Source organism: Arthrobacter nitrophenolicus (genome assembly GCF_045833485.1).
In the GTDB taxonomy this organism is placed as follows: domain Bacteria; phylum Actinomycetota; class Actinomycetes; order Actinomycetales; family Micrococcaceae; genus Arthrobacter; species Arthrobacter nitrophenolicus.
The window spans coordinates 3,546,284-3,568,793 of record NZ_CP174504.1; the positions used below are offsets into that span (position 1 = coordinate 3,546,284).

Below are 22,510 nucleotides of genomic sequence, written 5' to 3' on the forward strand. Positions count from 1 at the left end.
AGTCCAAGTTTACGCGGGGCGGTGCCCGCGTCAGACTCCTGCCGGGACGGAAACGGAACCGCGCCCGGCACCCTTGACGATCGGGACGCGGACAGCGTTGCCCCATTCGGTCCAGGAGCCGTCGTAGTTGCGCACGGACTCGAAGCCGAGGAGGTACTTGAGGGCGAACCAGGTGTGGCTGGAACGCTCGCCGATGCGGCAGTAGGCCACGACGTCGTCGCCGGCGGTGAGGCCTGCCTCGCCCAGGTAGATGGCCTCAAGTTCCTCGCGGCTGCGGTAGGTGCCGTCAGCTGCGGCGGCGCGGGCCCAGGGGACGGACGCGGCGGTGGGGATGTGGCCGCCGCGCAGGGCGCCTTCCTCCGGGTAGGCGGGCATGTGCGTGCGCTGGCCGGTGTACTCCTCGGGGGAGCGGACGTCGATCAGCGGCCCCGTGCCGAGGTGCGCCAGGACGTCTTCCTTGAACGCCCGGATGGGGGCGTCATCGCGCTCCACCACGGGGTAGTTGCCGGGGGCGGGTGCGGGCTTGTCCTTGGTCAGTTCCCGGCCTTCGGCAATCCACTTGTCCCGGCCGCCGTCGAGCAGCCGGACGTCCTGGTGGCCGAAGAGGGTGAAGACCCACAGGGCGTAGGCGGCCCACCAGTTGGACTTGTCGCCGTAGATGACCACAGTGGTGTCCCGGGAAATGCCCTTCGACGCCGCGAGCCTGGCGAAGGCGGCGCCGTCCACGTAGTCCCGGGTCACTTCGTCGTTCAGGTCCGTGTGCCAGTCGATCTTCACGGCGCCGGGGATATGGCCTGTTTCGTAGAGGAGCACGTCCTCGTCAGACTCCACGACCACGAGGTTGCCGTTCGCCACGGCACCGTCCGCGAGGGCTGCGGCCAGCCATTCGGTGGAGACCAGGCGCTCGGGGTGGGCGTAGGCGGCGAACTTCTCGTTCTGCTCAACGGGGTAGGGCATTGGTGATGGCCTTTCATTAGAGACACGGGAGGACCGCTGGACCTGGAGTGGCACCGGCGTCGGGACCTGCTCCCACACTAGCCAGCGTCCCGCGCGTTGTCCGTATTCCGTTAACAGGACGAAATGTTGCCTTCGTCACTGCGGCGCCGGCAGCAGGCCCTGGCACCAGGCGCAGCACCGCATTGCCGGTATCCTTTCTGGGGACCTCCTACCAGCAGAACGGACCACCTTGGTACAGATCGAACAGCTTGCCGCCCGCACCCCGGCAGTTTCGGTGGATGAACTCCTCCAGGGCTTCTATCCCTCGCCGCGGTTCGGCCAGGTGTCATTCGCCAGCTACCGTCCGGACCCCAAGCAGCCGAGCCAGGCCGCCGCAGTCCGGGCACTCCAGGGTTTCGCCGACGGCGTGGGATCGGCCAACGGCGGCGGCCTGTTCAAGAAGCTGTTCGGCAAGAAGGACGAGTCCCGCGCAGGGATCTACCTGGACGGCGGCTTCGGCGTGGGCAAGACCCACCTGCTGGCCTCCCTCTGGCACGCCTCCCCGGGCCCCAAGGCTTTCGGCACGTTCGTTGAGTACACCAACCTGGTGGGCGCCCTGTCCTTCCGGAAGACCGTGGATGCGCTCAGCAGCTACAAGCTGGTCTGCATTGACGAGTTCGAGCTGGACGATCCGGGCGACACCGTCCTGATGTCCCGGCTGATGCGTGAACTGGCCGACGCCGGCGTCAAGCTCGCGGCCACGTCCAACACCCTGCCGGGTTCCCTGGGCGACGGCCGGTTCGCCGCGGTGGACTTCCAGCGCGAGATCCAGGTGCTGGCGGACCAGTTCGACGTCATCCGGATCGACGGCGAGGACTTCCGGCACCGCGGGCTGCCCGCAGCACCGGCCCCGCTGAAGAACAGCGAGCTCTCCTCCCACATGAAGGCGGAGTTCGACGGCAAGACGGTGGCCCAGGACGAATTCTCCACGCTGATCCACCACCTCGCGGGCGTGCACCCCAGCCGGTACCGGCAGCTGATCGACGGCATCGACGGCGTGGTGTGGCGCAACGTGGACACCATCACCGAGCAGGCCGTGGCACTGAGGTTCGTGGTGCTCGCCGACCGCCTCTACGACAAGGACGTCCCCATCCTTGCCAGCGGCGTCCCGTTCGACAAGCTCTTCACCGAGGAAATGATGACGGGCGGCTACATGAAGAAGTACTTCCGTGCCGTATCGCGCCTCACCGCCCTGGCCCGCGAGGGCCAGAACCACGAACCCTCCTAGCTTCTAGCCGGCAGCCCGGGGGAGGCGGGGCTTCAGGACGGCCCGGACCAGCAGGCCGGCAGCCAGTGCCCAGAAGGCCGATCCGATGCCCAGGAACGACAGGCCGGACGCCGCTGCCAGGAAGGTGACGGACGGGGCAATCCTGTCCTCGGGATCCGCCAGTGCAGCGGAGACCGCGGCGGCCAGGGTCCCCAGCAGCGCCAGCCCGGCCACGGCTTCCAGCATCCCTGCCGGCGCGGCGTTGACCAGGGTCACGAGGGCCGCCGAGAAGGCAGCCAGGACCAGGTACGCAAGGCCGGAAGTGAAACCGGCAACCCACCGGCGGCTCCGGTCATGGCCTGCCTCTTCACCCGCGGCAAGCGCGGCGCTCAGCGCGGCAAGGTTGATGGCATGGCCACCGAAGGACGCTCCAAGGGCAGTTCCCGCGCCGGTCACCAGCATGGCCGGCCGCCACGGCGTGCCGTACCCGAAGGAGCGCAGGACTGCCACACCGGGCACGTTCTGCGAGGCCATGGTCACTACGAACAGCGGCAGGGCTATGCCCACCATCGCGTGCAGGCTGAACGACGGGGTGGTCCAGGCCAGCGTGGGCAGCAAAGTTGTGTGCGGGAGGGCGGTCCCGTTGGCCGCCAATGCAATGACGATCACTCCGAGGGCCACCAGCAGGGCACCCGGCACGGCCCAGCGGGGAGCGAACCTCATCAGCAGCAGCCAGCAGATGATGACCGGACCCACGAACAGGGGGACGGTGCCCAGGGCCTTGAAGGGCGCAAGGCACAGCTGCAGGAGCACACCGGCGAGCATTGCCTGTGCCAGCGACGTCGGGATCCGCGCCATCAGCCGGCCCAGCGCCGGCACCAGGCCGGTCAGGGCGATCAGTACCCCGGTGCCAAGGAACGCCCCGACGGCGGCCGGCCACCCGCCGTCGGCCGCTCCGGATGCGGCGAGCAGCGCCGCCCCGGGTGTGGACCACGCGAGGGTGACCGGGACCCTGGAACGCCAGGCCAGCAGCACAACACCGAGGCCCACGGCCAGCGTGAGTGCCAGCAGGCCGGAGGCTGCCTGGGCGGGATCGGCGCCCACGGCCTTCAGGCCGGCCAGGACAACGGCGAACGATGAGGTGAAGCCCACCAGGGCAGTGACGATGCCCGCGACAATGGGCCGCGAATCCAGCCTGGATGCTGCGCCGGCCGGATGCGGTTTGAGGGATGCGGGGGACTTCGCCATATCCGCAGGTTACCGGTGCCGGACGGCGTGGCAGGAATTCGGACAGCCCGGGCCCCATCAGGGCGCGGAGGGGGCCGGTTAAACGCCAAAGGCGCGGGTGCCGCCTCCCGGCGGGACCCGCGCCCCGTTGACGTACTAGGGCAAAGCCCTGGCCAAATCCTTTACGGAGTCCTATCAGCCGGCGGAACCGGGTTGACGGGAGGCACCGGAGGAACCTGCCCGGCGGCAGGTGCCTGTCCCGGGGTTCCGTTCTTGTCAACGAGCTTGGAAGCGCCATTCTGGATCTTGTCGACGTGGCCCGAGTACTTGCCTCCGGTCTTGGTATCGACGAAATCACCGGCCTTGTTGATGCCGTTCTTGATGGCCTGCTCGTTGCCACGGATGAGACCCTGAGCTTTGCCCTTTAGATCGTCAAATAGTCCCACGAGCACCTCCCTTCAATCGCGGAGCCAGGTCGCTCCTCGCGCATTCGATCCTAGACCTGCCGGAAAGGCCTGCCAAGGACATCGGGAGCTTTGGCCGTTCGCCGGCAGCGCAATCCCGGGGAAGGAGGGTCACGGACAACAAAAAAGCAGCTCCGGAGAGCTGCTGCAATGTGTGGGCGATACTGGGATCGAACCAGTGACCTCTTCCGTGTCAGGGAAGCGCGCTACCGCTGCGCCAATCGCCCGGAACCGGAAGACCGGCATATGGGTTGTGTAAAAGGTAAGAGAGCGGACGACGAGATTCGAACTCGCGACATCCACCTTGGCAAGGTGGTGCTCTACCAGCTGAGCTACGTCCGCATGTGCGTTCCGGCCGAAACCGGACTGCGTTGTGGCAAGTGACCTTGCCGAGTGGGCGATACTGGGATCGAACCAGTGACCTCTTCCGTGTCAGGGAAGCGCGCTACCGCTGCGCCAATCGCCCATTGCACCGGATTGGATCCGGAAACCATGGTTTTCACCGAGGTGGGTACGGGATTCGAACCCGTGTATACGGCTTTGCAGGCCGCTGCCTCGCCTCTCGGCCAACCCACCGTGTAAGCGCTGATTCCGGGGAACCGTTGCTGTGACAGTGTCCTGCGAGCGGACGACGAGATTCGAACTCGCGACATCCACCTTGGCAAGGTGGTGCTCTACCAGCTGAGCTACGTCCGCATTTTTGGAGGGTGATTCGTTGCCGTTCCCGGCATTTCCTCGCGTTCCAACGAGTAAAAACAATATAGGAGGTTCCGGGAATCTCCAAATCGGGGGTTCCGTGGGCGGCGGCAATGCGCCTGCTTCCCTGTAATGGCGCGGAAGTGGCCGAGTTACAGCTGTGTAATTCCCGACGGTGGCGGGCCGGGGTTCTCCTATAGGGGGCACCTTCCTGCGGGCTTCCCAGTGTCCATCCAGGAAAAGCCGATGCCCGCCGGCCGCCGATTTTTGAAATGGCGGAAACGTGGGCTAGCATTCAAATGCATCAGGGCGATTGGCGCAGTGGTAGCGCGCTTCGTTCACACCGAAGAGGTCACTGGTTCGAACCCAGTATCGCCCACCAAAGATTGGTCCGTTTCCGCTCATTGAGCAGGGGAAGCGGACCTTTTTTGTGCCCGGACCATCGCCCGGAGACTTTGTCGGCCCCCTGTGAAAGAGTCTTTTCCATGACTGATCCGCTTCTTGCCCACGCCACGGAATACGGCCGGATGTACGCCCGGTCCACGTCGGAGCAGTTTTCCGTGCCGTCCATTACCACCGTCATCAGCCAGCAGCCGCATGGCATGGACGGGTGGTTCGGATACATGGGGGCCAGCAGCCTGGCGAAAGATCCCCTGCTGGCGGACTGCCTGGGAAGCCCGGCCAAAATCAAGCAGGCCATCAACCGGGCCGCCAAGGCTGCAGAAACCTACCGGGATGAGGCAGCCCGGCGCGGGGACCGGGTGCATTACTACTGTGAACAGGTTGCCCTCCGGGCACTCGGCCGCCCCCACGCCATGAAGGAAGCCCGGGAAGCCCTGGCGGCCAACGGTGAAGAGGCGTTCGCCGTCCGGTTCGACGAATGGTGGGAGCTCTTCCGGGTGGAACCCATCGCCCCGGAAATCACAGTGTGGAACAACTCCGTGGGGTACGCCGGAACGCTGGACCTTGTTGCCCGCATCAACGGCCGCGTCTGCCTGATCGACTACAAGACCAAGGGCACAACCCGTGACGGCACGGTGAAACCGCTGGACGACAAGGTGGTCATGCAGCTGGTGGCGGGGATGAAGGCAGAGGAAAGCCTGGTGGATCCGGCCGCGGGAACCTGGGAGCCCTGGAAGTACGGTGACAACCCCGTGCTGCTGGCAGTGGCCATCGGCGAAACAGAAGTCCGTCCCGTGCGGGCCAACCCCGAGGTCCTCAAGCACCACTGGTGGAAGTTCTGCGCCCTTCGCCGGGTATGGGAGCTGTCGGCGGACACGATCAGCGCCGGAACAGCGCTGCTGCCCATCGCCCCGCCGCCCCTGGTGCCTGCCCGGACGGCCTGACGGCGGTTACTGCACCTAAACTGTATTGGTCCCCTTTGCCGCAACCGTGAGGAAAAACAGCGCATGGCTATCCTGAATATCCGCATCATCGGCGATCCCGTGCTGCGCACAGTCGCCGAGCCCGTGACGGAATTCGGACCCGAGCTTGCCAAACTTGTCGCCGACATGACCGAAACCATGGAGGACGTGGACGGCGCAGGCCTTGCCGCGCCCCAGGTGGGCGTCAGCCAGCGCGTCTTCACGTACCGTATCGGCGGCGTTGAAGGGCATATCGTCAACCCAGTGCTGGAAAACAGCACCGACTACCAGGAGGACGAGGTGGAAGGCTGCCTCTCCATTCCAGGCCTCGGCTTCCCGGTGCGGCGGTTCCGGGCAACCCGCGTGACCGGCGTGGACATCCACGGCAACCCGGTGTCCGTCGACGCCGAAGGGATGCTGGCACGCTGCTTCCAGCATGAAAACGACCACCTGGACGGCATCCTCTATACCGACCGGCTGGAGGGGGAGGACCGGAAGGCCGCCCTGCGCTCCATCCGCAACGCCAATTACGACGCCGTGACGGAACGGACCACGGCCAAACGCGCCAAGACCGTCGGCTCAAGCTTCGGCGGCGCGAGCTTTGGCGGCTCCAGCTTCGGACCCGGCGCCGCCGGCAGCGCCGGGTGAGGGTCCTTTTCGCGGGCACTCCCGCCGTTGCCGTCCCGTCCCTTAACGCCCTGGTGGAGGCCGGCTTCGACGTCGTTGCCGCGCTGACCCGCCCGGACGCCCCCATCGGGCGTAAACGCGTGCTGACGCCGTCGCCGGTTGCCGCGCGGGCCGCGGAACTGGGCATCGACGTGATCCGGGCGTCCCGCGTCGACGCCGAAGCCACGGCCAGGATCGCGGAAGCCGCACCGGATGTCGCGGCCATCGTCGCCTATGGGGGCCTCGTTCCGCCTGCCGCCCTCGGCATACCCCGGCACGGCTGGGTCAACCTGCATTTCTCCCTGCTGCCCGCCTGGCGCGGCGCAGCGCCCGTGCAGCGCGCCGTGATGGCCGGGGACGATATCACCGGGGCTGTCACGTTCCAGCTCGAGGAAGGGCTGGATACCGGTCCCGTTTTTGGCACCCTCACCGAGACAGTGGGGCAGGAGGACACCGCCGGGGAACTGCTGGAGCGGCTCTCCCGCAGCGGCGCTGTCCTCCTGGCGCAAACCCTTTCGGCCATCCAGGCAGGAAAGGCGTCCGCCGTCCCTCAGTCCGGCGACGTTTCCCTGGCGCCGAAACTCACGCTTGAGGACGGCCGCCTCAACTGGACCCACCCTGCCCTCGCCATCTCCCGGCAGGCCCGCGGTGTTACTCCGGAGCCGGGCGCCTGGACAATCCTGGGCGGTCAGCGCGTGAAACTGGAACCGGTCCGGCTTCGGTCCGACGTGGACGGGATGGCACCCGGCGCCGTATCCCTGCACGGCAAGAGCGTCCTGGTGGGCACGGGCTCGCATGCCGTTGAACTGACCCGGATCCAGCCCGCCGGGAAAAAGATGATGTCCGCTGCTGATTGGGCACGCGGCCTGGCTTCACTGGAAGGCGTGGTATTCGAATGAGCGGTTCCAGCGGAAATCAGGGCGGACCCGGCAATACCGGAGGCAGGGGCAACGCCGGCGGTCAAGGCGGCAATTCCGGCCACGGCGCCCACCGGGGTGGCCGCTGCAAGGGCGGCCCCCGGGACAACAGCCGGCGCAACGCCCAGGGCCGCGAACGCAACCGCGGACCGCAGCGGAACTTCACTGAAAGCGCTCCGTCCCAGCGCACCCGGCGGGCCGATCCGGCGCGGCTGGTGGCTTTCGAGGTCCTGCGCGCGGTGGCGGCCGAGGACGCCTACGCAAACCTGGTCCTGCCGGCCCGGATCCGGCACCACGGGCTGGACAAGCGTGACGCCGGCTTCGCCACGGAACTCAGTTACGGCGCCCTCCGGGGCCAGGGAACCTACGACGCCATCCTGGCGCGGTGCGTGGACCGGCCGCTGGACCAGCTGGACCCCGCCGTCCTTGATGCCCTGCGCATCGGAACGCACCAGCTGCTCGCCATGCGGGTCCCTGCGCATGCCGCCCTGGACCAGACCGTAGGGCTCGCCAGGGCAGTGATCGGGGCCGGACCATCGGCCCTGATCAACGCCGTCCTCCGTAAAGTCGCCGCCCGCAGCCTGGACGAATGGCTGGACCTCCTGGTGGAGGGCGAAACCGACCAGACCCGGATCGCCGCGCTGCGGCACGCCCACCCTGAATGGATCGTCCGTGCCATGCGGCAGTCCCTCGTGGCGCACGGCCGTCCGGCGGCGGAAATGGACGAGCTCCTGGAGGCAGACAACGCCGCCCCGGTGGTCAACCTCGTGGCCCTGCCCGGGCTGGGAAACCTGGACGAGGCACTGGAAAGCGGCGCCACACCCGGTGAACTCGTGGAGGGATCCGCCCTGTCCAGCGGCGGAGACCTTGGCCGGCTCGCCTCGGTCCGCAACGGCACCACCCGCGTCCAGGACGTCGGCTCGCAGCTCGTGGCCCGGGCCATGGCCGCAGTGGACCTCGGCCCGGGCGGCGCCGGTACCGGCGAAACATGGCTGGACCTCTGCGCCGGCCCCGGCGGGAAGGCCGCCCTGCTGGGCGCCCTTGCCCAGGAGCGCGGAGCCACGCTGCTGGCCAACGAACCGGCCCCGCACCGCGCCAAGCTCGTCAGCCAGGCACTGTCCGCAGTACCGGGGGATACGTGGCAGGTCCGCACCGGCGACGGCCGCGAGGTCGGTGCCGAGCAGCCGGAGTCCTACGACCGGGTCCTGGTGGACGTTCCCTGCAGCGGCCTCGGCGCGCTCCGGCGCCGGCCCGAGTCCCGCTGGCGGAGGTCACCGAAGGACATGACGGACCTCGCACCCCTGCAGCGCGAACTGCTTGCATCGGCACTGGCTGCTGTCCGGCCCGGGGGAGTGGTGGCGTACGTGACATGCTCGCCCCATCCGGCCGAGACAAAGGCGGTGGTGGCCGATGCCCTCCGCAAGCGCGACGACCTTGAGCTCCTGGACGCCGGAGCTGCCCTCGATGCCGTCAGCCTGACCGGAGACCTGGGCGCCGGCCACGAATCCACGGCGCAGCTCTGGCCGCACATCCACGGCACCGACGCCATGTTCCTGGCCCTCATCCACAAGAAGGCCTGATCCGCAAGAAGGCCTGACCCGGCGCAACCGCGGCAGTGGCTGCCGCAAGCCGGGCACGCCCCCTGACCGACTCCTCCACCAGAACCAGTGAAAGGCATCCCCGTGACGCAATGCTGCATCAACCCGAGCATCCTCTCCGCCGACTTCGTCAACCTCGAGGCTGAACTGCAGCGCATCAGCAATGCCGACGCCGTGCACGTGGACGTGATGGACAACCATTTCGTGCCCAACCTGACCATCGGGCTCCCCGTGGTGCAGCGCATCCAGGCCGTCAGCCCGGTGCCGCTGGACGCACACCTCATGATCGCCGATGCCGACCGCTGGGCCCCCGGATTCGCCGACGCCGGGCTGGCCTCGGTCACGTTCCACGCCGAGGCGTCCATCGCCCCGGTGAAGCTTGCCCGCGAACTCCGCAGCAGGGGCTCCAAGGCGGGGATGGCCCTGCGGCCCGCCACGCCGGTGGAGCCCTACCTGGACATGCTGCCCGAACTGGACATGCTGCTGATCATGACCGTGGAGCCCGGCTTTGGCGGCCAGGCGTTCCTGGACATCACCCTGCCCAAGATCCGCCGGGCCAGGGCGGCCATCGACGGTTCGGGAGTGGGCGTGGCCATCCAGGTGGATGGCGGGATCACCGAGGAGACCATCACGCGTGCAGCGGAAGCCGGGGCCAACGTCTTCGTGGCCGGTTCCGCTGTCTACGGTGCCGACGATCCCGCTGCCGCCATCGACAGGCTGCGGAAAAAGGGCGCGCGGACGTTACGCTCGGCGACGGAATAACAGGGCACCCCATTCTGTTGTGGCACAATAACAAAACACATACGTGCTCCGGGGTCGGTGTAAGTCCGAACCGGCGGTGACAGTCCGCGACCCGCGAGCCGGTGCTTCTCCCAGGAGAAGGCCCGGCGGACGGTTGAACCGGTGAAATTCCGGTACCGACAGTTAAAGTCTGGATGAGAGAAGCACGTACAGCTGTATCTGCAGGGCCGTGCGGTCCCGCAGCGTTCTGCTGTCGTATACCCCCGGAGCCATCGCGGTTCGAAAGGGAAGGAACGACGCAGGAATGAACCCCATGCGATGGCTCTTTGATGATGCCGAAACTGCCGCTGCCCCCGCAGCTGCCACCACGAGTTCAGCGGTCACCGCATGACGGTCAGCAACCCGTTACCCGCCGGGCCCCTTGCCTCCACCGGGCCAGCTGGTGGCCACATGTCAGGACACCCGGACCTCCGGCCGGCCAGCGGGACCCTCACAGCCTTCACCCCTGCCGAAACCTCCGCCATGGAGGCTGCGCTCGAAGCAGCCCTGCAGGGGCCGCGGGGGGCAAACCCGCTGGTGGGCGCCGTCGTAATTGGTCCTGACGGGCTCCGGCTGGTCACCGGATACCACCGCGGCGCCGGAACGGCCCATGCCGAAGCCGACGCAATCGCGCAGGCGAAGGCGGCCGGCCTGGACCTGGCCGGCTGCACCATGGTGGTCACACTGGAGCCCTGCGACCACGTGGGCCGCACCGGACCCTGCACTGAGGCGATCATTGCCGCCGGCATCACGGACGTGGTGTATGCCGTGGATGATCCCCACGATCCCGCTGCCGGCGGGGCAGCCACCCTGCGTGACGCCGGCGTGCGCGTCCGCAGCGGCCTGGGGGCCGAGGAAGCATTGGACCTGAACCGGCGGTGGTTTGAGGCAGTGGCCGCAAAACGCCCTTTCGTGACGCTCCATATCGCGCAGACCCTCGACGGCCGCATCGCCGCCGAGGACGGCACCAGCCAGTGGATCTCCAGCCCGGAATCACTGGCTGACAACCACGCCATCCGCGGCCGCATCGATGCCATCCTGGTGGGCACCCAGACGGTGCTGGTGGACAACCCCCGGCTGACCGCCCGGGACCCGCAGGGGGTGCCGGCCGCGAAGCAGCCCGTCCGCGCCGTCATGGGGCTCCGGGAGATTCCGGCCGACGCCGCCATCCGCGGGGCAGACGGCCTCGCCGTCCATCTGCCCACCCGGGACGCCCACGATGCGCTGTCCCTGCTGTACGCCTCCGGCGCCCGGCACGTCATGGTGGAGGGGGGTTCCCGCATCCTCAGTGCCTTCCTCACGGCAGGTCTCGTCGACGAACTCGTCGTCTACCTGGCCCCCACGCTGCTGGGCTCGGGAACGCCGGCCCTCAACGGCCTGGGCATCACCAGCCTTCCCGATGCCCAGCAGTGGGAATGGGACCCGTCCGACGGCGGCGCCGTGCGCACGCTGGGCCGTGACCTTCGACTCCACTTACGACCGCAACGTTCTGTTGCCCTTGATCCACAACCGTCCCGCCACAGCGCGGAGCAAGCCCAGGGAGGCCACTGATGTTTACAGGAATTATTGCCGAACAAGGGCACGTGGTGTCCGTTGACCGGGATGGCGATGCCAGCGCCACCATCCGGCTCCACGCACCCGGCACCACCGAGGGCCTTGCCCTGGGCGGCTCGATCGCAGTCAACGGCGTCTGCCTCACGGCCACCGAAATCAACGGCAAGGAGTTCAGCGTGGACGTCATGGGGGAAACCCTGGTCCGCAGCACCACCGGTGAGCTGGCCCCCGGCGACTCCGTCAACCTGGAACGCTGCGTTCCGGCCGGCGGACGGCTGGACGGCCACGTTGTCCAGGGACACGTGGACGGCGTAGGTGTGCTCCTGGAGCGCGAGCCGCTGGGCAACTGGGAGCGGCTGCGGTTCGGCGTGCCGGCAAACCTTGCCCGCTACATCGCGGAAAAGGGCTCCATTGCCATTGACGGCGTGTCCCTCACCGTGACGGCCGTGAGCGACGCAGCGGAAGCGGAGCCGTGGTTTGAAGTGGGGCTCATCCCCACCACCCTGGCTGAGACAGGCCTGGGCGCCAAGCAGGCCGGCAGCCGCGTCAACCTGGAGGTGGATGTGCTGGCCAAATACACCGAGCGCCTCCTGGCCTTCCGCGGTTCCTCCGCACCCGCCGGCGGTGCACTGTGAACGCCGCCGTCCGGCTGAAGCCGGAAACAGGGGCGCCTGAAGCCGTGGCACCGGAAACCGTCCTCGGAGCCGTCGCAGGACACGGGCATGTCCTGGATTCCATCGAAACCGCGGTCCGTGCCATCGCGGCCGGGAAACCTGTCCTCGTGGTGGACAACGAGGACAGGGAAAACGAAGGCGACATCATCTTCGCGGCCCAGCACGCCACGCCGGCCCTGATGGGCTGGACCATCCGGTACAGCTCCGGGGTCATCTGCGTCCCGCTGTCCGGCGAACGGGCCGACGCCCTCGCGCTGCCTCCCATGGTGGCGGTCAACGAGGACGCCAAGGGCACTGCATACACAGTTTCCTGCGACGCCGCCGTTGGCGTCAGCACGGGAATCTCCGCCACTGACCGCGCCCTTACCGCGCGCGTCCTGGCCGACCCGCAGGCCGGGCCGGCCTCGGTCACCCGTCCGGGGCATATTTTTCCGCTCCGGGCAGTTGACGGAGGTGTGCGGGAACGCCCCGGCCACACAGAGGCCGCGGTGGACCTGTGCCGCCTCGCAGGCCTGGAGCCCGTGGGCGTCATCGCGGAAGTGGTGTATGACGACGGCGAGATGATGCGCCTGGACGGCCTTCGGACGTTCGCGGCGGAGCATGGCTGCCCCCTGATTTCCATCGAAGATCTGGTGGGGTACCTTGCAACCGGGGCGGGGGATGCTCCGGAGCACGGAGTACGGCCTGCACCGGCCGGGGAGAAGGAGGAACGATGACGGCATCTGCGGCCAGCAACGGCCACCAGGATGGCCACCACCAGGACGCCCACCACAGCGGGCGGACCGGCAGCGGGGTTGTGCCCCATCCTGTCAGCGGCGGCCCGATCGTGCAGCTGCCCACAGCCTTCGGCGACTTCGTGGCACAGGCCTGGACGGACCTGGCCACCGGTGTTGAACACCTGGCCGTCAGTTCCCCCAACCCGCCCGGCGACGGCAAGGCCCCGCTGGTCAGGCTGCACTCCGAATGCCTCACCGGCGACGTCTTCGGCTCCTACCGCTGCGATTGCGGCGAGCAGCTCGCCTACGCCCTGGAGCTGATCCATGAACAAGGCGGAACCCTGCTGTACCTCCGCGGCCAGGAGGGCCGCGGCATCGGCCTGGCCAACAAGATCAAGGCCTACGCACTGCAGGAGGCGGGGTTCGACACTGTCGAAGCCAACGAGCAGCTGGGACTGCCCATTGACGCACGGTCCTACAACGCCGCCGCCCAGGTCCTCGCCGAAATGGGCCTGCACGAGGTCCGCCTGCTGAGCAACAACCCGGACAAGCAGAACCGGCTGGCCAGGGCAGGCGTGAAGGTGGTGGAAATGGTTCCCACCGAGGTGCCTTCCCGCGACCAGAACATCCGCTACCTGCAGACCAAGAAGGACCGGATGGAGCACCGCCTCCTCCTGGACACGCACGTCGCACCCGTGCCCGTCACCACCCCGAACACCCTCATCCACGAACAAGACTGAACGGAAACAACGTACCTATGAGCGGACACGGCGCCCCCGACATCGACCTCAGCACCCTGAGCCCGGCCGAAACTTCCCAGCTGCGGCTGGCCATCGTGGCAGCCAGCTGGCACACCCAGATCATGGACGGACTCCTCGACGGGGCCCTCCGCGCCGCCAAGGACGCCGGCATCAGCGAGCCCACCGTCCTGCGCGTTCCCGGCAGCTTCGAGCTTCCCGTTGCCGCCGCCCGGCTCGCACCGCACTTCGACGCCGTGGTGGCGCTCGGCGTCGTCATCCGCGGCGGTACCCCGCACTTTGACTACGTCTGCCAGGCCGCGACGTCGGGACTCACCGACGTCAGCGTGAACACCGGCGTGCCGGTGGGCTTCGGTGTCCTTACCTGCGACACCGAACAGCAGGGCCTGGACCGCGCCGGCCTGCCGGGCTCCAAGGAAGACAAGGGCCACGAGGCGGTCACCGCGGCGCTGGCCACCGCCGTCGTCCTCAAGCAGTACAAAAACTAAACGGACCGCAGGATGGCGGGCGCGTGTGTGATCCCTCACATCGCGCCCGTCATGCTACGGCCCGGGAAGCGCCCTCCGGCCCGCAGCAAGTAGGCTGGAGGGTGTGAAGAATTTCGAGACGCTGTTCGCTGAGCTCAGCGAGAAGGCAGCCACCCGCCCGGAAGGCTCCCGCACCGTCGCTGAGTTGGAGTCCGGTGTTCACGGCATCGGCAAGAAAGTCGTTGAGGAAGCAGCCGAAGTATGGATGGCTGCCGAATATGAATCCGACGAAGCCGCGGCCGAGGAAATCTCCCAGTTGCTGTACCACCTGCAGGTCCTGATGCTCGCCAAAGGCCTGACCCTGGAAGACGTCTACAAGCATCTGTAGCCACCGGCCCGGCGCGCTTCCCGCCGCCGTGCTCCCTGTGGCCTGCACTGCCTGAACACCCAGACCTTCCAATCCAGAAAGAACATCCCCCATGCTGCGAGTAGCCGTCCCGAACAAGGGATCCCTGTCCGAAGCCGCCTCCGCCATGCTGTCCGAAGCCGGATACCGCCAGCGCCGCGATACCCGTGAGCTGGTCATGGTGGACCCGGACAACGACATCGAGTTCTTCTTCCTCCGTCCCCGCGACATTGCGGTGTACGTGGGTCAGGGAACGCTCGACGTCGGCATCACCGGACGGGACCTGCTGCTGGACGCCGAGGTGGAGGCCGAAGAACTGCTTCCCCTCGGATTTGCCGCGTCCACCTTCCGCTTCGCCGGTCCGGTAGGCGACTTCTCCGCCGCCGAGGAACTCGAGGGCAAGCGCCTCGCCACCAGCTACGACGGACTCCTCCGCGGCTACCTGGCTGAGCGCGGCATCAACGCCAAGGTGGTCCGCCTGGACGGCGCCGTGGAATCCTCCGTCCGGCTGGGCGTGGCCGACGCCATCGCCGACGTCGTGGAGACCGGCAACACCCTCAAGGCCGCCGGGATGGAAATCTTCGGCGAACCCATCCTCAAGTCCGAGGCTGTCCTGATCCGCCGCACCGGTGAAGGCGGCGCCGCCAACGGCACCGCCCGGGAAATCGACGTCCTCATCCGCCGCCTCCAGGGCGTCCTGGTGGCGCGGCAGTACGTCCTCATGGATTACGACATCCGCAAGGAACTCGTGGAGAAGGCCGCCGCGCTGACCCCCGGCCTGGAGTCGCCCACGGTGTCGCCGCTGCGGGATTCGGACTGGGTGGCCGTCCGGTCCATGGTGCCCAAGAAGGAAACCAACCGGATCATGGATGAGCTGTACGACCTCGGCGCCCGTGCCATCCTGGTCAGCAGCATCCACGCCTGCCGCATCTGAGCCCTTCCACCCAGCGCAGCAGGACCACCAAGATTTCCAGGAGTTTCCCATGGCAGTAGCAGTACGCGTCATTCCCTGCCTTGACGTGGACGCCGGGCGCGTCGTCAAAGGTGTCAACTTCGAGGGCCTCCGCGACGCCGGCGACCCCGTGGAGCTGGCGCACCGCTACGACAACGCCGGTGCCGACGAACTGACGTTCCTTGACGTCACCGCCTCATCCGGCAACCGCGAAACCACCTTCGACGTGGTGCGCCGCACCGCAGAGGAAGTGTTCATTCCGCTATGCGTGGGCGGCGGCGTCCGCGGCGTGGCCGAAGTGGACAAGCTGCTGCGCTACGGCGCGGACAAGGCTGCCATCAATACCGCCGCGGTGGCGCGTCCGGACGTGATCGATGAAATCACCCGGCACTTCGGCTCGCAGGTCCTGGTCCTGTCCGTCGACGCCCGGCGCACCCGCCCGGGGTCGCAGCCCACGCCGTCGGGCTTCGAAGTGACCACCCACGGCGGCCGCACCGGCACCGGGATCGACGCCATCGAATGGGCGAGGGAAGCGGCGGACCGGGGCGTGGGGGAGATCCTGCTGAACTCCATCGACGCCGACGGCACCAAGGACGGCTTCGACCTGGAGATGATCCGGGCCGTGCGCGCCGCCGTGAAGGTGCCGCTGATCGCCTCCGGCGGGGCCGGCGAGCCTGCACATTTCCCGCCGGCAGTGGCCGCGGGTGCCGATGCCGTACTGGCGGCCTCGATCTTCCACTGGGGCCCGAACGACATGATGCACCAGGTCAAGGACGCCATCAGGGCCGCAGGCTTCGAAGTCCGCTAAAACCGTTGGTTGAGCTTGTCGAAACCGGATTTCGACAGGCTCAATCACCGAATTCGGTTACAGCCCCACTTCGGCGGACTGGAGGAGCGCGACGGCGTCCGGCTGGCCCTCGAAGGTGACCAGGGCGTGGCGCGTGCGGCCGTGGGCGTGCATGAGCAGTTCTCCCGGCTCGCCGACGATGGCCACGGATACCGGCGCGCGCTTGGCGACGTGGCGGGGCCCCGACGGGCGCACCAGGACGATACCGAGGTCCACGCCGCGGTAGAGGATGGCGGCACGCTTAACCAGTTCATCCCAGAGGGCGTCCGAGTAGGCCTCGTCCAAGGCCCGGGGCGCCCAACGGTCAACGGCCCGGCGGACATCCTCAGTGTGCACGAAGTATTCGATGAGGTTGGAGCTTTCGTCCAAGGCCTTGATTTTCATCGGCGAGAATGCAGGCGGGCCCGACCGGAACGTGTTGACCAGCCGGGCGTAGTCCTCGGCAGTGGTCAACTTGGCCGCGAGGGCTGCCGTGGCCTGGTCCGAGGCTTTGGCCAGCCGCTTGATGATCAGGCCCAGCCCCACGGCGGCTTTGCGCTCCCGCAGGTAAAGGTGCGCGGCGAGATCCCTGGTACGCCAGCCCTTGCACAGCGTGGGCGCATCAGGACCGGCCGCTAGCAGGGTCTCGGCCAGGACTTCTCGGGACGGTTCGACGAAATGCATCACTTGGAAAACTAGCACGACAGGCGCGAAGTTGGGCAGCTTCCCGGGCGCCGCTGGCGTGCCGTTGTTCACATCCGGAACGGCTCCGCCGAAGGCACTAGACTTGACCTGATGTCTGAGCAGCCCGCCCCCGCACAAACCACTGTCCAAGCCTCCGGTTCCGCCGTGCCCGGAAGCCCCGCCGCCGCTGACGCAGGCCCGCTCCCCGCGGAGCTGGCAGCCGCCCTGAAGCGGGACAGCGCAGGCCTGGTGGCCGCCGTGGTGCAGCAGTACGACACGAACGAGGTCCTGATGCTTGGCTGGATGGACGACGAGGCCCTCCACCGCACCATGACCACGGGCCGCGTCACCTTCTACTCGCGCTCCCGCCAGGAGTACTGGCGCAAGGGGGACACGTCCGGGCACGTCCAGTGGGTGAAGTCCGTCGCCATGGATTGCGACGGCGACGCACTGCTGGTGCGCGTGGACCAGGTGGGTGCCGCCTGCCACACCGGCACCCGCACCTGCTTCGACGGCAGGGAACTGAACGTCACCACGGCCCAGGCGGTCTGAACCGTACCGGCGGCCCTGCCGGCGTCCGCACAATAGCGGCAGCCGCGGCCCGCTGCAGGAAGAATTAAGGCGTCCGGCGTTGCCGGCCCTCACGAGAACAGGCGGAAACCATAGCCATGCAGGACCTTGGAACCATCAGCCCGAGCCTGGAGGAGTTCCGGGAACTCGCCGGCCACAGCCGCGTCATCCCCGTCCGGCTCAAGGTGCTTGCCGACGCCGAGACCCCTATCGGCCTGTACCGCAAGCTGGCCCAGGGCCAGCCCGGGACGTTCCTCATGGAATCCGCGGCGGTGGGCGGAGCCTGGTCCCGCTATTCGTTCATTGGCGCGCGGTCGCGGGCCACGCTGACCACCAAGGACGGCAACGCGCACTGGCTGGGCGAGCCGCCCGCCGGAGTGCCGGTGGACGGCAGCCCGGTGGACGCCGTCCGCGACACCATCGAGGCCCTGCGCACGGACCGGTTCGAGGGGCTGCCGCCGTTCACTTCCGGCCTGGTGGGGTTCCTGGGCTGGGAAACCGTCCGGCATTGGGAGCGGCTGGTCAGCCCTCCCGAAGATGACCTGCACCTGCCCGAAATGGCCTTGAACCTGGTCACCGACATGGCGGTCCACGACAATGTGGACGGCACTGTGCTGCTGATCGCGAACGCCATCAATTTCGACAACAGCTCCGAACGCGTTGACGAGGCCTGGCATGACGCCGTGGCCCGGGTCAAGGCCCTCCTGGCCAAGGTCAGCAGCCCCGTGGCCCAGCCCGTGTCGGTGCTGGCTCCTGCTGCACTGGACTTTGCCTCCAGCGTCCAGGAACGCTGGGACGAAAACGAATACCTGGCCGCCCTGGACCGGGGCAAGGAAGCCATCGTCGACGGCGAAGTCTTCCAGGTGGTCATCTCGCGCCGGTTCGAGATGGAGTGCAAGGCCTCAGCGCTGGACGTGTACCGGGTGCTGCGCAACACCAACCCCAGCCCCTACATGTACATCTTCAGCCTCGAGGACGCCGACGGCCGGGAGTACTCCATTGTGGGCTCGTCGCCCGAGGCCTTGGTCACCGTCACAGGCGGGGAAGTCATCACGCACCCCATCGCCGGATCACGGCCGCGCGGGAAGACCGTGGAGGCGGACAAGGCGCTTGCCGAGGAACTGCTGGCCGACCAGAAGGAACGCGCCGAGCACCTGATGCTGGTTGACCTGTCCCGGAACGACCTGTCCAAGGTCTGCGTGGCCGGCACGGTGGACGTCACCCAGTTCATGGAGGTGGAGCGCTTCAGCCACATAATGCACCTGGTGTCCACGGTGGTGGGCCAACTGTCGCCCCAGGCCAAGGCCTACGACGTCCTCAAGGCGACCTTCCCTGCCGGCACGCTGTCGGGCGCCCCGAAACCCAGGGCGCTGCGCCTGCTTGACGAACTGGAACCGCACCGCCGCGGCATCTACGGCGGCGTGGTGGGCTACCTCGATTTCGCCGGCGACATGGACATGGCCATCGCCATCCGCTCGGCGCTGCTCCGGGACGGCCGTGCCTACGTCCAGGCCGGCGGCGGCATCGTTGCGGACTCGGTGAATCCCACGGAGGCGCTCGAAACTGTCAACAAGGCCGCGGCGCCCCTCCGCGCAGTCCACACGGCCGGCTCGCTGCAGAACATTTCCGCGGAGTCACTGCCCGGCGGGACCGACGCCTGATGCCCCAGCAGGAAACGGCGTCCGGGCAGGCCGGCAGCGGAAAGAGGGCTGCGCCCGCCTGGGCGCGGAAGTCAACGCTGGTGCTGCTCATCGCGGTCCTGGCGCTGGCGGTTTTTGGCACCACCACGCAGACTTGGATGACCGTCACCCTGGATCCCAACCAGGTGGGCCAGGCAGGTGCCGGACAGGAACCGCTGAAGGTGCAGGGCAGCGATGCCGCCACCACGGTGACCGCGCTGGCCCTGGTGGCGCTGGCCGGGGGACTGGCCGCGGCAATCGCAGGCAGGATCGCCCGGTGGGTCATCACCGCCATCATCGTCCTCGCCTCGGCAGGCATCATAGCCGCCGCTGCCACCGTGCTCGCCGATCCCCTCGCCGCAGCACAGGGTTCCATTGCGGCCGCGACAGGCGTGAGCGGCAGCCAGGCGCAGGTGGACGTCACCGCCTTCCCCACCCTCGCCGTCGCCGCCGGCTGCCTGCTGGCACTGGCGGCCCTGCTCATCATTCCCGCGGGCCGGCACTGGAAGACGCGAACCAAATACGACGCGCCGGCGGCGGCGGGCAGTGCTCCCGCGGCGGGGCCGGTGGACGAGATCGACAGCTGGGACCGGCTCTCCCGGGGGGACGATCCCACCTGACCCTGGCGGAGCCCCGCAGCCGGTGACGGCAGGGCGGCCGCCGATAACAGGTCACGGCCCAAAAAATGGCAGAATGTAAGCAGTATTCATCCTGAGGAGATTTTCCATGAGCAAAGCACCTGCGTCCGTTTCCAAGTCCGGCACCCGCACGGTAGCCCCCGGCGCCATCGACCACAGCCAGGAACTCGGCCACGGCAATAGCCCCGCCGCCTGGACCTGTGTCATCACCATGCTGGTGGGCGCGCTCATCGCATCGATCGCGTTCGTCATCGCCAGCACCCCCATCTTCATCGTCGGCGCCGGCGTGATGGTGCTCGGCCTCATCCTCGGTTACGTCATGCGCAAGGCAGGCTACGGAGTCGAAGGCAGCAAGCTCAAGAACTCCGGCCACTGATGGCAACAGTTCTCGACGACATCAACGCCGGTGTCCGGGAGGATATGGAGGCCAGGAAGCGGCTCGTTTCGCTGGCTGAACTGAAGGACCGGGCCCAGGCCGCTGCGCCTGCCCGCGACGCCTGGGCCGCGCTTGGCGGTCCGTCGCCGGCCCGCAGCGAGCTCAAGGTCATTGCGGAAATCAAGCGGCGCAGCCCCTCCAAGGGCGACCTCGCCAGCATCGGCGATCCCGCGTCGCTCGCCCGGCAGTATGCCGACGGCGGGGCTTCCGTCATCAGCGTCCTCACCGAGCAGCGCCGTTTCAACGGGTCCCTGGCGGACCTCGATGCCGTCCGTGCCGCCGTCGACGTCCCCCTGCTCCGCAAGGACTTCACGCTGGACGAGTACCAGATCTGGGAAGCCCGCGCCCACGGCGCGGACCTCATCCTGCTCATCGTTGCGGCCCTTTCCGACGCCCAGCTCAACGAATTCAGCGCCCTCAGTGCCGAGCTCGGCATGAACGTGCTGGTGGAAACGCATACCGAAGAGGAAATCGAACGCGCCGCCGCGGCCAAGGCCCGCATCATCGGCGTCAACGTGCGGAACCTGAAGACGCTCGACGTCGACCGTTCCCTGTTCGCATCCCTCGCCGGACGCATTCCGGCCGGTGCGCTGGTCGTGGCGGAATCGGGTGTCAGGGACACCGACGACGTCACTCACTACGCCGCCAGCGGCGCCAACGCGGTGCTGGTCGGGGAGGCGCTGGTTAGCCACTCCACCCCGCGCGAGCGGATCGCGGAGTTCACGGCCGCCGGCGCGGCCGCCATCGCCGCCCGCGGCTGACCGGCCGCGCTGCCCGCAAGGCTGCCGCAGGGCCGCATCTAGGGGGCAGCAATGTCCGGTATTTCTTCCGGCCCCGGCCGGACCATACTTTTGACCGATCAACTTCGAACAGGACGGGACTGATGGCCGACGCACCCTCAGGAAACGCTGACAACAAGGCCGCGGACGCATTCCTGGCGGGCGGCTCCCTCCGGCACGCTCCGGGGCCGTACTTCGGCAGCTACGGCGGACGCTGGATGCCCGAGTCCCTCATCGCAGCCCTGGACGAACTCGAGGAGACCTTCGAGAAGGCAAAGGACGATCCCGACTTCCGGGCCCAGATCGCGGACCTGAACAAGAACTACTCGGGCCGCCCGTCGCTGCTGACCGAAGCCAAGCGGTTCTCCGAACATGCCGGGGGAGTGCGGGTGTTCCTCAAGCGCGAGGACCTCAACCACACCGGATCGCACAAGATCAACAACGTGCTGGGCCAGGCCCTGCTCGCCAAGCGCATGGGCAAGACCCGCGTCATCGCCGAAACCGGCGCCGGCCAGCACGGCGTGGCCAGCGCCACGGCCGCAGCCCTGATGGGGCTGGAGTGCGTGGTCTACATGGGTGCCGAGGACTGCCGCCGGCAGGCCCTGAACGTTGCCCGGATGGAACTGCTGGGCGCCACCGTCATCCCCGTCACCAGCGGTTCGCAGACCCTTAAGGACGCCATCAACGACGCCCTGCGCGACTGGGTGGCCAACGTGCACAACACCCACTACCTGCTGGGCACCGCCGCCGGGGCGCACCCGTTCCCCGCCATGGTCCGCTACTTCCACGAGGTCATTGGCGAGGAAGCGCGCGCCCAGATCCTGGAGCAGGCAGGCCGCCTTCCGGACGCCGTGTGCGCCTGCATCGGCGGCGGATCCAACGCCATCGGCATCTTCCATGGCTTCCTCGATGATCCGTCCGTCAAGATCTACGGCTTCGAAGCAGGCGGCGACGGCGTGGACACCGGACGCCATGCTGCCACCATCACCCTGGGCAAGCCGGGCGTCCTCCACGGCGCCCGCTCCTACCTCATGCAGGACGACGACGGCCAGACCATCGAGTCGCACTCCATCTCCGCGGGCCTTGACTACCCGGGTGTGGGCCCGGAGCACTCCTACCTCGCCGACATCGGGCGGGTGAACTACGAGCCCATCACGGACAGCGAGGCCATGGAGGCCTTCCGACTCCTCTGCCGCACCGAGGGCATCATTCCCGCCATCGAGTCCTCGCACGCCCTGGCCGGGGCCATCAAGGTGGGCCAGCGGCTCGCCGCGGAAGACGCCGCTGCCGCCCGGGACAAGATCGTGATCGTGAACCTGTCCGGCCGAGGCGACAAGGACGTGGCCACCGCCGCCGAGTGGTTCAACCTGTTGGACAAGGACTCCGCGGAATCGGAAATCGGCAAAGAGGGAGAGCAGCTGTGAGCAGTGCAGGAATTGACGGCAGCGCACAGACG

Annotated in this window: 24 protein-coding genes, 6 tRNA genes and 1 riboswitch; of the genes, 21 read left to right on the top strand and 9 right to left on the bottom strand. The window is 67.8% G+C overall.

Features of this window, described 5'->3' with window-relative positions:
* Positions 1-30: 30 nt before the first annotated feature.
* The gene (locus ACJJV6_RS16320; protein ID WP_407709444.1) at positions 31-957 is read right to left on the bottom strand and encodes a sulfurtransferase; all 927 of its coding nucleotides are present in this window, start codon (positions 955-957) and stop codon (positions 31-33) included.
* 229 nt (positions 958-1,186) lie between these two features.
* Between ACJJV6_RS16320 and zapE the strand changes: the two genes are divergently transcribed.
* Positions 1,187-2,224, top strand: a complete 1,038-nt coding sequence (zapE, locus tag ACJJV6_RS16325) for a cell division protein ZapE (protein WP_009357993.1) — start codon at positions 1,187-1,189, stop codon at positions 2,222-2,224.
* Between the two features lie 3 nt (positions 2,225-2,227).
* Here zapE and ACJJV6_RS16330 read toward each other — a convergent pair whose 3' ends face one another.
* The 7 genes from ACJJV6_RS16330 to ACJJV6_RS16360 all read right to left on the bottom strand — a co-directional run bounded on the left by ACJJV6_RS16330 (position 2,228) and on the right by ACJJV6_RS16360 (position 4,590).
* Positions 2,228-3,451 carry a benzoate/H(+) symporter BenE family transporter gene (locus tag ACJJV6_RS16330; RefSeq protein ID WP_009357994.1) on the bottom strand — a complete coding sequence of 408 codons (1,224 nt, stop codon included), beginning with the start codon at positions 3,449-3,451 and terminating at the stop codon, positions 2,228-2,230.
* A gap of 161 nt (positions 3,452-3,612) precedes the next feature.
* A complete protein-coding gene (locus ACJJV6_RS16335; protein WP_407709445.1) occupies positions 3,613-3,876 on the bottom strand; it encodes an antitoxin in 264 nt (87 codons plus the stop codon).
* Between the two features lie 173 nt (positions 3,877-4,049).
* Positions 4,050-4,121 (bottom strand) — tRNA-Val (locus ACJJV6_RS16340).
* A 42-nt stretch (positions 4,122-4,163) separates the two neighbouring features.
* Positions 4,164-4,236 (bottom strand) — tRNA-Gly (locus ACJJV6_RS16345).
* A 52-nt stretch (positions 4,237-4,288) separates the two neighbouring features.
* Positions 4,289-4,360 (bottom strand) — tRNA-Val (locus ACJJV6_RS16350).
* 39 nt (positions 4,361-4,399) lie between these two features.
* Positions 4,400-4,470 (bottom strand) — tRNA-Cys (locus ACJJV6_RS16355).
* A 47-nt stretch (positions 4,471-4,517) separates the two neighbouring features.
* Positions 4,518-4,590, bottom strand: a tRNA-Gly gene (locus tag ACJJV6_RS16360).
* Between the two features lie 307 nt (positions 4,591-4,897).
* Here ACJJV6_RS16360 and ACJJV6_RS16365 point away from each other — a divergent pair.
* From ACJJV6_RS16365 to hisF, 14 genes are all read left to right on the top strand, one after another.
* Positions 4,898-4,972 (top strand) — tRNA-Val (locus tag ACJJV6_RS16365).
* Between the two features lie 103 nt (positions 4,973-5,075).
* Entirely contained in the window at positions 5,076-5,936 is an 861-nt protein-coding gene (locus ACJJV6_RS16370) for a cytochrome (RefSeq protein ID WP_133350849.1), read from the top strand.
* Positions 5,937-5,999: 63 nt separating this feature from the next.
* Positions 6,000-6,602: a peptide deformylase gene (gene def / locus ACJJV6_RS16375; protein ID WP_009357997.1), complete on the top strand. Its 603-nt coding sequence runs from the start codon at positions 6,000-6,002 to the stop codon at positions 6,600-6,602.
* Positions 6,599-7,519: a methionyl-tRNA formyltransferase gene (fmt, locus tag ACJJV6_RS16380; RefSeq protein WP_407709446.1), complete on the top strand. Its 921-nt coding sequence runs from the start codon at positions 6,599-6,601 to the stop codon at positions 7,517-7,519. The genes def and fmt overlap by 4 nt, the downstream gene beginning before the upstream one ends.
* Positions 7,516-9,117 carry an RsmB/NOP family class I SAM-dependent RNA methyltransferase gene (locus ACJJV6_RS16385; RefSeq protein ID WP_407709447.1) on the top strand — a complete coding sequence of 534 codons (1,602 nt, stop codon included), beginning with the start codon at positions 7,516-7,518 and terminating at the stop codon, positions 9,115-9,117. The genes fmt and ACJJV6_RS16385 overlap by 4 nt, the downstream gene beginning before the upstream one ends.
* 102 nt (positions 9,118-9,219) lie before the next feature.
* Positions 9,220-9,897 carry a ribulose-phosphate 3-epimerase gene (rpe, locus tag ACJJV6_RS16390; RefSeq protein ID WP_407709448.1) on the top strand — a complete coding sequence of 226 codons (678 nt, stop codon included), beginning with the start codon at positions 9,220-9,222 and terminating at the stop codon, positions 9,895-9,897.
* A 39-nt stretch (positions 9,898-9,936) separates the two neighbouring features.
* Positions 9,937-10,087: riboswitch (FMN riboswitch) on the top strand.
* A 239-nt stretch (positions 10,088-10,326) separates the two neighbouring features.
* A complete protein-coding gene (ribD, locus tag ACJJV6_RS16395; RefSeq protein ID WP_407709449.1) occupies positions 10,327-11,466 on the top strand; it encodes a bifunctional diaminohydroxyphosphoribosylaminopyrimidine deaminase/5-amino-6-(5-phosphoribosylamino)uracil reductase RibD in 1,140 nt (379 codons plus the stop codon).
* Positions 11,466-12,104 (top strand): riboflavin synthase, encoded by a 639-nt coding sequence (locus tag ACJJV6_RS16400; protein WP_133350840.1) that lies wholly within the window; start codon positions 11,466-11,468, stop codon positions 12,102-12,104. The genes ribD and ACJJV6_RS16400 overlap by 1 nt, the downstream gene beginning before the upstream one ends.
* On the top strand, positions 12,101-12,859 hold the full coding sequence (gene ribB, locus ACJJV6_RS16405; RefSeq protein ID WP_407709450.1) for a 3,4-dihydroxy-2-butanone-4-phosphate synthase: 759 nt from the start codon (positions 12,101-12,103) through the stop codon (positions 12,857-12,859). Before ACJJV6_RS16400 ends, ribB begins: the two co-directional genes overlap by 4 nt.
* Entirely contained in the window at positions 12,856-13,599 is a 744-nt protein-coding gene (ribA, locus tag ACJJV6_RS16410) for a GTP cyclohydrolase II (RefSeq protein WP_009358174.1), read from the top strand. Before ribB ends, ribA begins: the two co-directional genes overlap by 4 nt.
* Before the next feature lie 17 nt (positions 13,600-13,616).
* Entirely contained in the window at positions 13,617-14,105 is a 489-nt protein-coding gene (gene ribH / locus ACJJV6_RS16415; protein WP_009358175.1) for a 6,7-dimethyl-8-ribityllumazine synthase, read from the top strand.
* Between the two features lie 103 nt (positions 14,106-14,208).
* Complete coding sequence (locus ACJJV6_RS16420) at positions 14,209-14,472, top strand: phosphoribosyl-ATP diphosphatase (protein ID WP_009358176.1); 264 nt, start codon at positions 14,209-14,211, stop codon at positions 14,470-14,472.
* 91 nt (positions 14,473-14,563) lie between these two features.
* Positions 14,564-15,424 carry an ATP phosphoribosyltransferase gene (hisG, locus tag ACJJV6_RS16425; RefSeq protein ID WP_133350834.1) on the top strand — a complete coding sequence of 287 codons (861 nt, stop codon included), beginning with the start codon at positions 14,564-14,566 and terminating at the stop codon, positions 15,422-15,424.
* Between the two features lie 49 nt (positions 15,425-15,473).
* Entirely contained in the window at positions 15,474-16,250 is a 777-nt protein-coding gene (gene hisF, locus ACJJV6_RS16430) for an imidazole glycerol phosphate synthase subunit HisF (protein WP_009358177.1), read from the top strand.
* A gap of 57 nt (positions 16,251-16,307) precedes the next feature.
* Here the strand turns inward: hisF and ACJJV6_RS16435 are convergent, their stop codons facing one another.
* A complete protein-coding gene (locus ACJJV6_RS16435; RefSeq protein ID WP_354176310.1) occupies positions 16,308-16,952 on the bottom strand; it encodes a TIGR03085 family metal-binding protein in 645 nt (214 codons plus the stop codon).
* 111 nt (positions 16,953-17,063) lie between these two features.
* Here ACJJV6_RS16435 and hisI point away from each other — a divergent pair, with 111 nt between their 5' ends.
* The 6 genes from hisI (at position 17,064) to trpB (ending at position 22,478) form a co-directional block, all read left to right on the top strand.
* Positions 17,064-17,504: a phosphoribosyl-AMP cyclohydrolase gene (hisI, locus tag ACJJV6_RS16440; RefSeq protein ID WP_009358179.1), complete on the top strand. Its 441-nt coding sequence runs from the start codon at positions 17,064-17,066 to the stop codon at positions 17,502-17,504.
* 116 nt (positions 17,505-17,620) lie between these two features.
* Entirely contained in the window at positions 17,621-19,183 is a 1,563-nt protein-coding gene (locus ACJJV6_RS16445; RefSeq protein ID WP_009358180.1) for an anthranilate synthase component I, read from the top strand.
* The gene (locus ACJJV6_RS16450) at positions 19,183-19,821 is read left to right on the top strand and encodes a Trp biosynthesis-associated membrane protein (protein ID WP_009358181.1); all 639 of its coding nucleotides are present in this window, start codon (positions 19,183-19,185) and stop codon (positions 19,819-19,821) included. Before ACJJV6_RS16445 ends, ACJJV6_RS16450 begins: the two co-directional genes overlap by 1 nt.
* Before the next feature lie 106 nt (positions 19,822-19,927).
* The gene (locus ACJJV6_RS16455) at positions 19,928-20,215 is read left to right on the top strand and encodes an HGxxPAAW family protein (RefSeq protein WP_009358182.1); all 288 of its coding nucleotides are present in this window, start codon (positions 19,928-19,930) and stop codon (positions 20,213-20,215) included.
* A complete protein-coding gene (gene trpC, locus ACJJV6_RS16460; RefSeq protein ID WP_009358183.1) occupies positions 20,215-21,036 on the top strand; it encodes an indole-3-glycerol phosphate synthase TrpC in 822 nt (273 codons plus the stop codon). Before ACJJV6_RS16455 ends, trpC begins: the two co-directional genes overlap by 1 nt.
* Positions 21,037-21,158: 122 nt before the next feature.
* On the top strand, positions 21,159-22,478 hold the full coding sequence (gene trpB / locus ACJJV6_RS16465; protein WP_009358184.1) for a tryptophan synthase subunit beta: 1,320 nt from the start codon (positions 21,159-21,161) through the stop codon (positions 22,476-22,478).
* Positions 22,479-22,510 lie beyond the last annotated feature (32 nt).

Coding starts and splice junctions, on each gene's coding strand:
- ACJJV6_RS16320 (WP_407709444.1), bottom strand. CDS start 957: ATGCCCTACCCCGTTGAGCAGAACGAGAAGTTCGCCGCCTACGCCCAC.
- ACJJV6_RS16330 (WP_009357994.1), bottom strand. CDS start 3,451: ATGGCGAAGTCCCCCGCATCCCTCAAACCGCATCCGGCCGGCGCAGCA.
- ACJJV6_RS16370 (WP_133350849.1), top strand. CDS start 5,076: ATGACTGATCCGCTTCTTGCCCACGCCACGGAATACGGCCGGATGTAC.
- def (WP_009357997.1), top strand. CDS start 6,000: ATGGCTATCCTGAATATCCGCATCATCGGCGATCCCGTGCTGCGCACA.
- ACJJV6_RS16385 (WP_407709447.1), top strand. CDS start 7,516: ATGAGCGGTTCCAGCGGAAATCAGGGCGGACCCGGCAATACCGGAGGC.
- ribD (WP_407709449.1), top strand. CDS start 10,327: ATGTCAGGACACCCGGACCTCCGGCCGGCCAGCGGGACCCTCACAGCC.
- ACJJV6_RS16400 (WP_133350840.1), top strand. CDS start 11,466: ATGTTTACAGGAATTATTGCCGAACAAGGGCACGTGGTGTCCGTTGAC.
- ribA (WP_009358174.1), top strand. CDS start 12,856: ATGACGGCATCTGCGGCCAGCAACGGCCACCAGGATGGCCACCACCAG.
- ribH (WP_009358175.1), top strand. CDS start 13,617: ATGAGCGGACACGGCGCCCCCGACATCGACCTCAGCACCCTGAGCCCG.
- hisG (WP_133350834.1), top strand. CDS start 14,564: ATGCTGCGAGTAGCCGTCCCGAACAAGGGATCCCTGTCCGAAGCCGCC.
- hisF (WP_009358177.1), top strand. CDS start 15,474: ATGGCAGTAGCAGTACGCGTCATTCCCTGCCTTGACGTGGACGCCGGG.
- ACJJV6_RS16435 (WP_354176310.1), bottom strand. CDS start 16,952: ATGCATTTCGTCGAACCGTCCCGAGAAGTCCTGGCCGAGACCCTGCTA.
- hisI (WP_009358179.1), top strand. CDS start 17,064: ATGTCTGAGCAGCCCGCCCCCGCACAAACCACTGTCCAAGCCTCCGGT.
- ACJJV6_RS16445 (WP_009358180.1), top strand. CDS start 17,621: ATGCAGGACCTTGGAACCATCAGCCCGAGCCTGGAGGAGTTCCGGGAA.
- ACJJV6_RS16450 (WP_009358181.1), top strand. CDS start 19,183: ATGCCCCAGCAGGAAACGGCGTCCGGGCAGGCCGGCAGCGGAAAGAGG.
- ACJJV6_RS16455 (WP_009358182.1), top strand. CDS start 19,928: ATGAGCAAAGCACCTGCGTCCGTTTCCAAGTCCGGCACCCGCACGGTA.
- trpC (WP_009358183.1), top strand. CDS start 20,215: ATGGCAACAGTTCTCGACGACATCAACGCCGGTGTCCGGGAGGATATG.
- trpB (WP_009358184.1), top strand. CDS start 21,159: ATGGCCGACGCACCCTCAGGAAACGCTGACAACAAGGCCGCGGACGCA.